A 12875-nucleotide genomic window follows, 5' to 3' on the forward strand; every position below is an offset into this window, starting at 1 on the left:
GCGGTCGCCGGGCCCGGCGACAACGGCGCTGTCGCCTGCGGCGTACACATTCGGATGCGACAGCGAACGCAATGTCGCGTCGGTACGCATCCGGCCGTGCGCATCCACCGCGAGACCCGCGCGCGCCGCCAGTTGCGGTACAGCGAAACCGGCGGTCCACACCGTCGCGGCGGAGTCGATCGAGGTGCCGTCGGCCAGTCGCACCGCGTCCGCGGTCACCTCGATGACCTTCGCCTCGGTATGGATGCGCACTCCCAATCGCTCCAGTACCCGCCGGATGTGCACCTGCGCCCGCGGCGACAGCCAGGCCCCCGGCTCCTCCGTGCTGATCAGCTCTACCCGTGTGCCGCTGCGGGATTCGGCGAGTTCGGCGGCCACCTCGATACCGGTCGATCCGGCGCCGACCACGACGATCGGACCCTTCGCCGGCACCCGCGCCGCGGATTCCGGCGTCGCCACCGAGTAGGCGTGCTCGGCCACCCCCGGCACTCCGGCGTCATCAGCGATGCTGCCAAGCGTGTAGACGAGCGTGTCGTAGGCCAGTGGTTCACGACCGTCGAACCGCACCAGCGAACTCCCGGCATCGATCTCGCTCACCTGACCGTGCACGACGTGGATCCCCTTGGGTTCCAGCAGTTCTCGCAGGCTCCAGCTCCGCGTCTGCTGTCCGGCGAAACGCTGGTGCAGCCGCACGCGTTCGACGAAGTGAGTTCGCGCGTCGACCACAGTGATGGTGGCGTCCGGCGCCTTCCTCGCGAACCTTCGCGCGGCGGCCAGTCCCGCGTATCCGGCGCCGAGGACGACGATTCGATGCTGTCCGGTCATGGTGCGGCTCCTCCAGTGCTTGGGATGGTGACACCTTCCAGACCAGATGGCCCACCGATCCCTGACAGCTCCGCGCTATGAACCCGGTCACACCGGTTCAGGCGGTATCGAATTCGCCTGAACCGGAGGGCCTGCGTGGTGACGCTCCGCTGCCGCCTTCGGCCCTTGACCGGTTCAGGCGGTATCGAATTCGCCTGAACCGGAGGGCCTGCGTGGTGACGCTCCGCTGCCGCCTTCGGCCCTTGACCGGTTCAGGCGGTGGCGCGGCCGAAGTAGCCGAGCTTGCCGGGTGCGACCACAAGACGCAGCGCCGTCACCACGGTTCCGTCGGAATCGGCCGTGCACACAGCCAGCGGCGCACCGTTCGACCAGGCACATACCGCCGGCAACCCGTTGACCTCGGCGATATCGATGGTGACACCGGGAACCACCCAGCTGAACAGCTTGGCCAGGTAGTACGCCACCTTCGAGGCACCCGCGACCGGCCGCCGCGCCACGCCGGCCATGCCGTTGCCGTCGGCCACCGAAACGACGTCGGCGGCCAGCATCCGCTCGAGCGCCGCGATATCGCCGTCACGTGCGGCGGCGAAGAATCGCTCCATCAAGGCGCGCGCATGTTCTGCGGGAATATCGAAGCGGGCCTTGCCGTCTCGCACCCGCCGACCCGCCCGGTGCAGGATCTGCTGAGAATTGGCCTCGGACAGCTCGAGCATCCCGGCGATTTCACGATGCGAATAGCCGAACGCCTCACGCAACACGAACACCGCGCGCTCTACTGGCGAGAGCCGCTCCAGCGCGGTGAGCAGCGCCATCGATACGAGCTCGCGCTCCTGCGCCGATTCCAGCGGGCCGAGTTCACCCCCACCGGTCGGCACCGGTTCCGGCAGCCACGGGCCGACATACTTCTCCCGACGCAACCGCGCCGAATCCAGCCAGCTGCGGCACAGATTCACCACCACGGTCGTCAACCAGGCCTGCGCCGAACGGATCTCGGCACGATCGGCGCCGTCCCAGCGCAGATAGGTCTCCTGCACCGCATCCTCGGCCTCGGTGGCCGAGCCGAGCATGCGGTAGGCGAGAGAGAACAGGCGCGGCCGCTCGGCTTCGAAGTCGGCCAGACCCTGTGCGTCCATTACGCCACCTCCCGCACGATCAGCGGCGACGATACCCGGGCGCTCAGGTCTCGACGCCGTCCTGTTCCCGAGATTCGACACCGTTGTGTTCGCGCTTACCTCCCGGACGCCGCAACCGCAGCCGCGACGACCCGCGCATGACGGGACGGCGAATGGCCGGACGCCTGATCGCCGGACGCCTGATCGCCGGACGCCGCCGCGCCGCACGCCGCTGGGCACGACGCTCAGCGGGCTTGTGCTCCCAGGTCTCGGGCCGCGCCGCCACCCAGCGCTGCGAATACCAGGCGAACGGAATATGACCCAGGTACAGCACGATCAGCACCAGCAACAGCACGATCGGGTAGGTGACCAGCGCGGCGGCGGCCGCGGCCACCAGCACCAGCAGTCCGGCCGCGGCCTGCGGCGCCACCGACACCGACTTCATGGCCAGTGTCGGGATAGTGCTCACCGCCAGCAGTGCCGCGAAGACCACCCATGCGGAGACGGCACCGAAGCCGACCCACCAGCCGTCACCGAACTGCACGTACAGCGCGATCGGCGCGAGCGCGATGAGCGCGGCGGCCGGCGCCGGAACACCGACGAAATACTCACGCGCCCAATCGGGACGGGTGTCGTCATCCATCAGCGTGTTGAACCGAGCCAGCCGCAACACGATGCTGACCGCGAACAGCAGGGCGATGATCCAGCCGGTGCTGTTATCGCTCAGCAGACCGATGTAGAGCACCAATGCGGGCGCGACACCGAAGGAGATGGCATCCGACAGCGAATCCAGCTCCGCACCGATCTTGGTGGTGGCCGCGAGCATCCGCGCCAGGCGCCCATCGAGGGTGTCGAGCACCGCGGCAGCGCCGATCATGGCGAGCGAGACCCCGAATTCGCCGTCGAGGGCGAATTTCACAGCGGACAACCCGGAGCACAGCGCCATGATGGTCACCATGCTCGGCAGCAACCGGATCGACCGGCGCCGCCGACCGGCGGTGTCCTGCTCCATCATGACCCGGCGGTAGGCAATACGGCCAGGACGGTCTCCGCGCCGATAGTGCGCTGACCGACGTCGACCAGCAGTTCGGTGCCCGCAGGGAAGTAGGTGTCCACCCGCGAGCCGAAGCGGATCAGGCCGTAGGTATCGCCGATGGCGAGCACGTCACCCGGCTTGGCGTCGCAGACGATGCGACGGGCCAGCAGGCCGGCGATCTGCACCACCACGATCTGGGCTCCGGAGGCCGTTTCGATGACCATGCTGTTGCGTTCGTTCACCGAGCTGGCCTCGGGCAGATCGGCGGAACGGAACTGACCGGCCTGATACTGCACCTCGCGCACGGTCCCGGAGACGGGGACGCGCTGCACATGCACATCGAGCACGGACAGGAAGATGCTCACCCGCGGCAGCGGCTGATCGCCGAGGCCGAGTTCGGCGGGCGGCACCGCGGTGTCGACCAGAGCGATCTCACCGTCGGCGGGTGCGACGACAGCGCCTGCGCGGTTCGGTGGCACCCGGTGCGGATGCCGGAAGAACGTCGCGCAGGCCGCTGCGGCCACGAGTCCGCCGCGGCGCACCCAGCGCCGCTTGCCGCCGAGTACTGCGACGGCCAGCGGCGCCGCGACGAACGGTAACCCGGCCGGATGCAGCGGTGGGATCGCGTTGCGCACCAGATCGGCGACATGGCCGAGGCCGGTGCGTTCAGGCGTGCCGGGCGGGGTGGGACGGCGTGCCACAGGCTCCTCTTTCGTGCTAGGTGCTGACGAACGCGCCGTTCGAGGTCCGTCGCGGCGACGGTCTCGCGGCCCGTCGACGGATGACAACGGTCGTCGAACGGGTTCGGCGCAAGCGTTCACACCTTACGGGAACAGAGCCGATGGCACCCGGTGTCAGCTTGCCGAACGACGTCCGGTGAACAGTTTGACCAGGTAGAGCAGGATGCAGGCGCCGGCGAGGCAGGTGAAGAAGCTGAAGAACCAGCCTGCGCTCTCGACATCAACGCCGAACAGCGCCAGCACGAAACCGCCGAGCAGGCCACCGACGATACCGACCACAATATTGAGCAGAATGCCCTGTTGAGCGTCGGTTTTCATGATCTTGCTCGCGATCCAGCCAGCGAGCCCCCCGATGATGATCCACGCGACAATCCCGATTCCGAGCATGACGTCCTCGAATCATTGTGTTGGGCACGCCGCCGGACGCGGCGTGTGCCAGGGATATACCCGGGTCATTGTGAGAATACGCACTCCTGTGTACCCCCGGTAGCGCTAATATGAGGGAGCCTCATGTCTACGGATTGCGTAGTACCAGCTGATTCGTAGCTATCGACCAGTGAGGATCCACATCGATATTCGGGGACAACCCGGCGGCTGTGCCGCAGGTACATAGGAGACGCACCATGGCTGCTCGATTCGCCCAGACCACTGGCGCAGAGCACACGGCGATCCTCGGGCTCGGCGTTTATCGCCCGGCACGGGCGGTCACGAACGACGAGGTAGCGGGCCCGATCGACTCGAGCGACGAATGGATTCGGACCAGGTCCGGCATTCGCACCCGGCGCTTCGCCGATGATTCCGAAACCATCAAGAGCATGAGCGTCGCGGCCTCGCGCGGCGCATTGGAGTCGGCAGGCGTCGATGCCGACCAGGTCGATTGCGTCATCGTTGCCACCTCGACCCATCTGCTGCTCACTCCGGCCGCGGCACCGCAGATCGCTACCGAGCTCGGCATGAGCGGCGCGGCCGCCTTCGATATCTCCGCCGGTTGCGCGGGCTTCTGCCATGCACTCGCGCTCGCATCCGATCTGGTGCGGGCGGGTACCGCGAACCACGTGCTGGTCGTCGGCGTGGAGAAGCTGACCAACACGATCAATCCCACCGACCGTTCCACCGCGTTCCTGTTCGCCGACGGCGCGGGCGCGGTCGTTGTCGGTCCGTCCGACGAGCAGGGCATCGGCCCAACGGTCTGGGGCTCGGACGGCACCCAGCATCACGCCATCCGCCAGGACAAGGACTGGATGGAGTTCTTCGCCGAGATCGACGAGAAGGGCCTGGACGCCGTCCGGCCGTATATGGCGATGGAGGGCACGGCGGTGTTCCGCTGGGCCGCGCATTCGCTGGAAAAGGTCTGCCGCGAGGCGATCGATCGCGCGGGCCTGTCCACCGACGATCTCGACGCGATGATCCCGCATCAGGCCAACGGCCGGATCATCGAGATCATGGCCAGGGTGCTGAAACTCCCCGAGGAGTGCGCGCTGGCCAACGATATCGAGGAGACCGGTAATACCTCGGCCGCCTCGATCCCGTTGGCGATGGAGCAACTGCTGCGCACCGGCCAATCGAAGCCGGGCGATACCGCCCTGCTCATCGCGTTCGGCGCCGGCCTGTCCTGGGCCGCTCAGGTGGTGGCGCTGCCGAACTGGCAGTCCTGAGCTACCTGACTCGAGCCGCGGGGCGGGTGCGTTCTACGCGCCCGCCTCGACTGTTGTCTTGATTTTGCCGAGGGTCTCGTTCATCCCCTTCAACAGCGCATCCTCGAAGGCAGGCTCGCCGCCGAGGATCCCGTCGATGGCCTTGCGCACGATCCAGGTGACGCCGTTGGGCACGTCCCGGCGCTCGATCAGCCTGGTGCCCGCCTCGGTGGGTTCGAGCGTGTAGCTCCAGACGGTGGCGTTCTCGTTCATCCGGAAAGCGAAGGCCTGGTTCGGCTCGAAGCGGACGATGCGCGAGCTCGTCGGCCAGCGCTTCCACCCGTCCTTGTTGAAATTGAGCGTCCAGGTCCCCGCCTTCGGGGCGCCGAGCGGCATCATTCGGATGCACTGCGGGCTGAACTCCGGCATGCGTTTGAGGTCCGAGACGACGGCCCACACCTGCTCGGGGGGTGCGGCGATATCGATGGCGGCTTCGAGATTCTTCGACAAGACTGCCTCCGGTTACATGAGACTATGAGTAACGCACATCTTAAACGGAAGAGGACCAGGTCACATTTTCGCATGTCTGCGGGCCCGGATGTAACGACCGGCGCACAATGGGGATAGACGAGAGACACAGCCACCAGCGAACCGCCCCGAACGTGAGGTGATCGGCCGTGAACCTGCGCTCCCTGCTTCATCGTCATCCGCCGCAGTCGACCCGTGCGGCGACCCGCCTTCCTCAACTGCCCTTGATCGAGCCCGAAGGCGAATCGACCCCGCGGGTCGAGGAGCGCCTCGAAAGATTGCTCACCCCAACTGAACTCGATTTGGTACTGCATCACCGCGTGTGAGCGGCCCTGCCGCTGCGACGACAACCACCTCGGCGAGACTTCATACTCGTGAGGTGAGTACCCCCGCTGCGCCAAAGCCGGCCATTCTCAGCGTCGACGACGACCCCGGTGTCTCCCGGGCCGTCGTCCGCGATCTGCGCCGTCGATACGGCGCCGACTACCGCATCCTGCGCGCCGAATCGGGCCCGCAGGCACTCGAAGCCCTGCGTGAGCTGAAGCTGCGCGACCAGCCGGTCGCCGTCCTGATCGCCGACTACCGCATGCCGGGTATGGATGGCATCGAGTTCCTCGAGCAGGCCATGGACCTGCATCCGTACGCGCGGCGCGTGCTGCTCACCGCCTACGCCGACACCAATGCCGCGATCGACGCGATCAACGTCATCGATCTCGACCACTACCTGCTCAAGCCGTGGGACCCGCCGGAGGAGAAGCTGTACCCGGTGCTCGACGCCCTGCTGGAGGCGTGGCGCGGCAGCGACCAGCGTCCGGTCACCGGGACCAAGGTGGTCGGCAATCGCTGGTCGCCGCGGTCGTCGCAGGTCCGCGAGTTCCTGGCCCGCAACCAGCTGCCGTATCGCTGGTATCTGGCCGATGAACCGGAGGGCGCGCGACTGCTGGAAGCGGCGGGTGCCGACCAGCGCCGATGTCCGGTGGTGATCACCGCCGACGGGCAGGCGCTCCTACAACCGACCGACAGTGAACTGGCCGCCGGCGTCGGACTCAGCACCGAACCGGTCGGCGATTTCTACGATCTGATCGTGGTCGGTGGTGGCCCTGCCGGATTGGGCTCGGCCGTGTACGGCGCGTCCGAGGGGCTGCGCACGGTGCTGGTCGAACGCACCGCCACTGGCGGGCAGGCGGGGCAGAGTTCCCGCATCGAGAACTACCTCGGCTTCCCCGACGGGTTGTCGGGCGCGCAGCTGGCCGATCGGGCGCGCCGCCAGGCCGCCAAATTCGGCGCCGAGGTCATCACCACCCGCGAGGTGGTCGGCCTCGAGGTCAACGGTTCGGCGCGCACCGTGCGCTTCGCCGACGGTGGACGACTGTGCGGGCACACCGTCATCATCGCGACCGGGGTGGACTATCGACGCCATCCGGCGCCGGGGGTCGACGAATTCACCGGGCGCGGCGTGTATTACGGCTCGGCGATGACCGAAGCCGCCGAATGCGCCGAACACGATGTCTACATCGTCGGTGGCGCGAACTCGGCGGGTCAGGCCGCGATGTTCCTGTCGCGTAATGCGCGCACAGTGCATCTGGTGGTGCGGGCGAATTCGCTGGAGCAGTCCATGTCCTACTACCTGATCCAGCAGATCGCGCAGACACCGAACATTCGCGTGCACACCCGCACCGAGGTGGTCGGCGTCGACGGTGACGATCACCTGCACACCATCGTGCTGCGCGATAACGACACCGGCGCCGAGGAGAAGGCCGCCACCGAGCGGCTGTTCCTGTTCATCGGCGCGGCACCGCAGACCGACTGGCTCGACGACGTGGTGCAGCGTGACGAGGCCGGTTATGTACTCGCGGGTCCCGACCTGCTGGTCGATAGCGCGCGCCCGGCCGGCTGGGAGCTGCCGCGGCCCCCGCACCACCTCGAGACCAGCGTGCCCGGGGTGTTCGTGGCCGGTGACGTGCACGCCGAATCGGCGAAGCGGGTGGCCTCGGCCGTCGGTGAAGGCGCGATGGCGGTCATGCTCGTGCACCGGTATCTGGCGTAGGAGGTCGCAGACGTGGGCAAAGAATTGATCTGTGATCCGGCGGAACTGCGCACCCTGTTCCTGTTCGAAAAGCTCGACGACGAGCAGCTGGCCTGGTTGTGCGCCGACGGACGCATCGAGCGGATCGAACCAGGACCGGTCTACCGCGAGGGCGAAGCCGCGACCTGCTTCTACGTGCTGATGGACGGTGAGGTGCGGTTGACCAAACTGTCCGCGGGCCAGGAGATCGAGATGGTGCGCACCGACCATCGTGGCTCCTACGCCGGAGCGTGGGCGGCCTATCTCGGCGAGCGCGCCGATCAACACTACGGCGGCTCGATGTACGTCACGCGCCCGTCACGGTTCTTCGTCATCGACGCCACCACCTTCTCGCGGATGATGCACGAATGGTTCCCGATGGCGGTGCATCTACTCGAGGGCGCATTCTTCGGCCAGCGCAATAACAACGCCCGCATCGCCCAGCGCGAGCGGCTGCTCGCACTCGGTTCGCTCTCGGCGGGCCTGACCCATGAGCTGAACAATCCGGCCGCCGCCGCGGTGCGCGCCACCTCCGGTCTGCGCGATCGAATCGCGGGCATGCGACACAAGCTGGCCATGATGGCCCACGGCAAATTCGGCACCGCCTCATTGGAGGCGCTGGTGCGGTTGCAGGAAGAGGCCGCGGCGCAGGTCGCCAAGGCACCAGAGCTGACCCCGCTCGAGGCCGCGGACAGGGAGGACCTGCTCGGCGAATGGCTCGACGAGCACGGCATCGCCGACGGATGGGATCTCGCGCCGAACTTCGTGCAGGCCGGCTTCGACGCCGACTGGCTCGACCGGGTGGCCGCGACCCTCGAAAACTGCACCCCGCAGGTGCTCGAGGGTGCGATCCGCTGGCTGAACTACACCATCGAAACCGAATTGCTGATGAACGAGATCGCGGACTCGACCACCCGCATCTCCACGCTGGTCGGTGCGGCCAAACAGTATTCGCAGATGGACCGGGCCCCGTTCCAGGTGGTCGACCTGCACGAACTGATCGATAGCACGCTGGTGATGCTCAACCGCAAGATCGGCGACTCGATCGAGGTGGTCAAGGACTACGATCGCGCGCTGCCCCCGGTCCCCTGCTACGCGGCGGAGCTCAACCAGGTGTGGACCAATCTGATCGACAACGCCGTCTACGCGATGGACGGATCGGGCACTCTCACCATCCGCACCAGGCACGAGAACGATTGTGCCGTCGTGCAGATCAACGACTCCGGCCCTGGCGTGCCCACCGAGGTGCGCGACCGCATCTTCGAACCGTTCTTCACCACCAAACCGGTCGGTGAGGGCACCGGCCTCGGCCTCGACATCTCGTTCCGGATCGTGGTGAACAAGCATCACGGCGATATCCGGCTCGAATCCCGGCCGGGCGACACCACATTCACCGTGTGGTTGCCGCTGCACCGAGAAGAGGACAAACCCGCGAATCTGGAATCGACAGGAGATCCGGCATGACCGAGCTACCTCAGGGCATCGATCCGACCGTTCCACCGAGCGGACCGGGCTGCGTGGAATGCGACGCCGCGGCGGGCTGGTGGGTGCATCTGCGCCGCTGCGCACAATGCGGACACGTCGGCTGCTGCGACAGTTCCCCCGCCCAGCACGCGAGCAAGCATGCCGCGGTGACCGGCCATCCGTTCATCCAGAGCTATGAGCCGGGCGAGGACTGGTACTGGGATTTCCGCACCGAGGAGATGTTCAGCGGCGGGCCCGAGCTGGCACCACCGCAGCAGCATCCCGAGGAACAGGGTGTGCCGGGTCCGCGGGCCAGGGTGCCTGCCGATTGGCAGTCGCTGATCAACCGCTGAGCTGCGGCGATGCGAGCCTTCAGCGATCGATAAGGGGACGGCAAGGCCGATACCCGACAGTAGGTCACGCACCTGCCCGTGCGCCCGACGGGCGCTCGATCCTGTGAGGCTCCCATGTCGAAGAACCGTCTATACCCGGTACGCTGCACCGGATGCGCCGGAGGCTCCGGCGCCGCTGATCACCGGGGAACCCACGATATGAAGCGAATTCCTGCGACGATTCTGTCCGTCGGCGCGTTGGCTCTCGTGCTGGCCGGCTGTGGACCGGATGAGGCCACCGAGGCGAATGGGCTGCGCAAGGGCACCACCGAGACCTCGACCGCCGCCACCACAACCGCGGCGACCACCACGACCGAGTCGAGCGAAACCACGGGCACGCCCACCACGACCCGCTCCGGGGAAAGCACGTCTGGCGCGGCCTCGCAGACCACCTGCGCGGAGTTCCGGGAACTCGACATCGAAGGGGAGAAGGCCCTGATCGAGCAGATTCTGGTCGAGCATCCGGAGAGCCCGTTCGTCGGCAGCCCCAATGTCGCGCTCGGCACCGCGAAGCTGGTCTGCCTGTCCGACGAAATGGCCGACGTTCCGGTCGCCGAAGCCGCGGGCATCGTCGAACCCTGACCTAGACCGTTAACGAAACAATCGACGCAACCGCTGGGGACACCAAGACGGGCGACCTCGAGGAGCCCGGTTCGCGGCCAGCCACGGGCCGCGAACACGCGACGCCGCAGGCGGCGCTAATCAGATGCAGAATGGTCAACGATGGCTGACTTGGCTTTGACCGCGCGTCTGAATCCTTCCGCCGCCGACGCTCGCCGTGGCGTGGTGCGGTTGCATGCCGAGGTGCTCACCGCACTCGGTTTGCGCGAGTGGGACGGGATTACGCTGGTGGGTTCCCGGCGCACCGCCGCGGTGGCCGGTATCGCGCCGGCGGGCACACCCGCGGGGGTTGCCCTGCTCGACGACGTGACATTGTCCAATGCCGGCCTGCGGGAGAACGCGACCGTTGTGGTGTCGCCGGCGACGGTCTACGGGGGTAAGCAGATCTCGGTCAGCGGCTCCGCGCATGCCACCGGATCCATCCCGGCGGCGACGCTGCGGCAGGCGCTGCTCGGCAAAATCGTCACCGTCGGTGACACGGTCTCGCTGCTCCCCCGCGATCTGGGACCGGATCTGCCGTCCTCGGCGGCGAGTCAGGCCCTGTCGCGCACCTTCGGCATCGCCTGGACCACCGAACTGCTCACCGTTACCTCGACCGATCCGTCACCGGGACCGGTGAGCGTTCAACCCAATACTGCGGTCGACTGGGGGCCGGGTTCCATCGCCGCCGCGGCGGGCAACAACGGCCGGCCGACCGCCACTTCGGGCGAACACGACTCCTCCGCGAGCATGACCACCGATCCGACGGGCACGGTCGCCGCGGCCCGCGCGGCCGCGATTCCGGTCGAGGATCTGGTGGGGGCGCATACCCAGGCGGCCAAGCTCGCCGAATGGTTGACGCTGGCGTTGGACGAACCCGACCTGCTGAAAACCCTTGGTGCGTCGCCACATCTCGGGGTGCTCATCACCGGCCCGGCGGGCGTCGGCAAGGCGACGCTGGCCCGCGCGGTCACCGCACCGCGCCGCATCATCGAACTGGACGGACCTGCCGCCGGCGCCGCCGAGAGCGGCGCACGACTGCGTGAGGTGGCCTCGGCTGTGGCCGAGGTGAGCTCCGGGCAGGGCGGGATCCTGCTCATCACCGATATCGATGCGTTGCTGCCCGCGACCGCCGATCCGGTGGCCACGCTGATTGTGGATCAGCTGCGGGCGGCGATCGCCGAACCATGCGTCGCCTTCCTCGCCACCACGGCCCATCCGGCCGCCCTCGATTCGCGGCTGCGTGGGCCCGACCTGTGCGATCGCGAGCTGGCCCTGACACTGCCCACCGCTTCGGTGCGCCGGGCACTGCTGGAGCAGCTGCTGCGCAAGGTCCCGACCGGAGAGCTGAAGCTCGACGACATCGCCGCGAAGACCCCCGGCTTCGTGGTGTCGGATCTGGCCGCGCTGTGCCGGGAGGCGGCTCTGCGCGCGGCGTCACGGGCCAATCGTGATCAGGCCGAACCGCAGCTGGACCAGCCGGATCTGCTCGGCGCGCTCGAGGTGATCAGGCCGCTATCGCGCTCCGGGATGGAGGAATTGGCCATCGGCAGTCTCGGTCTCGATGATGTCGGCGATATGGCCGAAACCAAACAGGCACTCACCGAGACGGTGCTGTGGCCGCTGCGGCATCCGGATTCGTTTGCCCGGCTCGGCATCGAACCACCGCGGGGAGTGCTGCTGTACGGGCCGCCCGGCTGCGGCAAGACCTTTTTGGTGCGCGCGTTGGCGGGCACCGGCCACCTGAGCGTGCATGCGGTCAAGGGCGCCGAGCTGATGGACAAATGGGTCGGGTCCTCCGAACGCGCGGTGCGCGAGCTGTTCCAGCGGGCGCGTGATTCGGCGCCGTCGTTGATCTTCCTTGACGAGGTGGATGCGCTGGCACCACGTCGCGGCCAGAGCTCGGACTCCGGTGTCGGTGACCGGGTGGTTGCCGCACTGCTCACCGAACTCGACGGAGTGGAGCCGTTGCGCGAGGTGGTCGTCCTCGGCGCGACCAACCGTCCCGAGCTGATCGATCCCGCGCTGCTTCGTCCCGGTCGGCTGGAGCGGCTGGTGTTCGTGCCGCCACCCGATGCGCAAGCCCGGCTGGCAATCCTGAAAACGACCGGGCGTTCGGTGCCGCTGGCCGCCGACGTCGACCTGGCCACACTGGCCGAGGTGCTCGACGGCTACTCCGCCGCGGACTGTGCCGCACTGCTGCGCGAGGCCGCACTCGCGGCGATGCGCCGTGATGTCGCCGCCGCCGATGTCACCGCCGCGGATCTGGCCGCGGCGCGGTCGGTGGTGCGGCCGTCACTTGACCCCGATCAGGTCGAATCCCTGCGCCGCTATGCCGAAGCGAGAGTCGACAAACGCTGAGTACGGCATGGTTGATCGCGTCGGCTCGACGCACTCCGGGCAGCGGCGCCCAACCGGATTCACACCGGACCTCACCGGCACCGAAAGATTTGCGGAGGCATAGCCCGTACGGCCGAAT

The 12875-nt window shown here is 67.6% G+C and carries 13 protein-coding genes; 7 read left to right on the plus strand and 6 right to left on the minus strand.

Going from position 1 to position 12875, the window contains the following annotated elements:
* From GV792_RS08530 to GV792_RS08550, 5 genes are all read right to left on the minus strand, one after another.
* Positions 1 to 825 (minus strand): NAD(P)/FAD-dependent oxidoreductase (locus GV792_RS08530; RefSeq protein ID WP_163823609.1); only part of this gene is annotated, 825 nt, incomplete at its 3' end.
* A 251-nt stretch (positions 826 to 1076) separates the two neighbouring features.
* Positions 1077 to 1958, minus strand: a complete 882-nt coding sequence (locus GV792_RS08535; protein ID WP_163823477.1) for an RNA polymerase sigma-70 factor — start codon at positions 1956 to 1958, stop codon at positions 1077 to 1079.
* A gap of 43 nt (positions 1959 to 2001) precedes the next feature.
* Positions 2002 to 2952, minus strand: a complete 951-nt coding sequence (locus GV792_RS08540; protein ID WP_163823479.1) for a CDP-alcohol phosphatidyltransferase family protein — start codon at positions 2950 to 2952, stop codon at positions 2002 to 2004.
* The gene (locus tag GV792_RS08545) at positions 2949 to 3674 is read right to left on the minus strand and encodes a phosphatidylserine decarboxylase (protein WP_163823482.1); all 726 of its coding nucleotides are present in this window, start codon (positions 3672 to 3674) and stop codon (positions 2949 to 2951) included. Before GV792_RS08545 ends, GV792_RS08540 begins: the two co-directional genes overlap by 4 nt.
* 153 nt (positions 3675 to 3827) lie before the next feature.
* On the minus strand, positions 3828 to 4100 hold the full coding sequence (locus GV792_RS08550; RefSeq protein ID WP_163823484.1) for a GlsB/YeaQ/YmgE family stress response membrane protein: 273 nt from the start codon (positions 4098 to 4100) through the stop codon (positions 3828 to 3830).
* Between the two features lie 236 nt (positions 4101 to 4336).
* Here GV792_RS08550 and GV792_RS08555 point away from each other — a divergent pair, with 236 nt between their 5' ends.
* Entirely contained in the window at positions 4337 to 5368 is a 1032-nt protein-coding gene (locus GV792_RS08555; RefSeq protein WP_163823485.1) for a beta-ketoacyl-ACP synthase III, read from the plus strand.
* Positions 5369 to 5401: 33 nt separating this feature from the next.
* On the opposite strand, the gene GV792_RS08560 is transcribed toward GV792_RS08555, so the two are convergent.
* Positions 5402 to 5857, minus strand: coding sequence for an SRPBCC family protein (locus GV792_RS08560; protein ID WP_163823486.1), 456 nt, complete (start codon positions 5855 to 5857; stop codon positions 5402 to 5404).
* A gap of 167 nt (positions 5858 to 6024) precedes the next feature.
* On the opposite strand from GV792_RS08560, the gene GV792_RS08565 reads away from it, so the two are divergent.
* The 6 genes from GV792_RS08565 (at position 6025) to GV792_RS08590 (ending at position 12757) form a co-directional block, all read left to right on the plus strand.
* Positions 6025 to 6201 carry a hypothetical protein gene (locus GV792_RS08565; protein WP_163823487.1) on the plus strand — a complete coding sequence of 59 codons (177 nt, stop codon included), beginning with the start codon at positions 6025 to 6027 and terminating at the stop codon, positions 6199 to 6201.
* 53 nt (positions 6202 to 6254) lie between these two features.
* Positions 6255 to 7922 (plus strand): FAD-dependent oxidoreductase, encoded by a 1668-nt coding sequence (locus tag GV792_RS08570; protein ID WP_163823488.1) that lies wholly within the window; start codon positions 6255 to 6257, stop codon positions 7920 to 7922.
* Between the two features lie 12 nt (positions 7923 to 7934).
* Positions 7935 to 9404 (plus strand): ATP-binding protein, encoded by a 1470-nt coding sequence (locus tag GV792_RS08575; protein ID WP_163823489.1) that lies wholly within the window; start codon positions 7935 to 7937, stop codon positions 9402 to 9404.
* The gene (locus tag GV792_RS08580) at positions 9401 to 9757 is read left to right on the plus strand and encodes a UBP-type zinc finger domain-containing protein (protein ID WP_163823490.1); all 357 of its coding nucleotides are present in this window, start codon (positions 9401 to 9403) and stop codon (positions 9755 to 9757) included. The genes GV792_RS08575 and GV792_RS08580 overlap by 4 nt, the downstream gene beginning before the upstream one ends.
* Positions 9758 to 9955: 198 nt before the next feature.
* Positions 9956 to 10378: a hypothetical protein gene (locus GV792_RS08585; protein ID WP_256668124.1), complete on the plus strand. Its 423-nt coding sequence runs from the start codon at positions 9956 to 9958 to the stop codon at positions 10376 to 10378.
* A 141-nt stretch (positions 10379 to 10519) separates the two neighbouring features.
* Positions 10520 to 12757, plus strand: a complete 2238-nt coding sequence (locus GV792_RS08590; RefSeq protein WP_163823491.1) for an AAA family ATPase — start codon at positions 10520 to 10522, stop codon at positions 12755 to 12757.
* The last annotated feature ends 118 nt before the right edge of the window (positions 12758 to 12875 follow it).

This window comes from Nocardia cyriacigeorgica (assembly GCF_010868145.1).
Classification (GTDB): domain Bacteria; phylum Actinomycetota; class Actinomycetes; order Mycobacteriales; family Mycobacteriaceae; genus Nocardia; species Nocardia cyriacigeorgica_D.

What these genes read in the sequence shown, in the direction of transcription:
- GV792_RS08550 (WP_163823484.1), bottom strand. Translation starts at nt 4,100, where the DNA reads ATGCTCGGAATCGGGATTGTCGCGTGGATCATCATCGGGGGGCTCGCT.
- GV792_RS08535 (WP_163823477.1), bottom strand. Translation starts at nt 1,958, where the DNA reads ATGGACGCACAGGGTCTGGCCGACTTCGAAGCCGAGCGGCCGCGCCTG.
- GV792_RS08540 (WP_163823479.1), bottom strand. Translation starts at nt 2,952, where the DNA reads ATGATGGAGCAGGACACCGCCGGTCGGCGGCGCCGGTCGATCCGGTTG.
- GV792_RS08585 (WP_256668124.1), top strand. Translation starts at nt 9,956, where the DNA reads ATGAAGCGAATTCCTGCGACGATTCTGTCCGTCGGCGCGTTGGCTCTC.
- GV792_RS08555 (WP_163823485.1), top strand. Translation starts at nt 4,337, where the DNA reads ATGGCTGCTCGATTCGCCCAGACCACTGGCGCAGAGCACACGGCGATC.
- GV792_RS08580 (WP_163823490.1), top strand. Translation starts at nt 9,401, where the DNA reads ATGACCGAGCTACCTCAGGGCATCGATCCGACCGTTCCACCGAGCGGA.
- GV792_RS08590 (WP_163823491.1), top strand. Translation starts at nt 10,520, where the DNA reads ATGGCTGACTTGGCTTTGACCGCGCGTCTGAATCCTTCCGCCGCCGAC.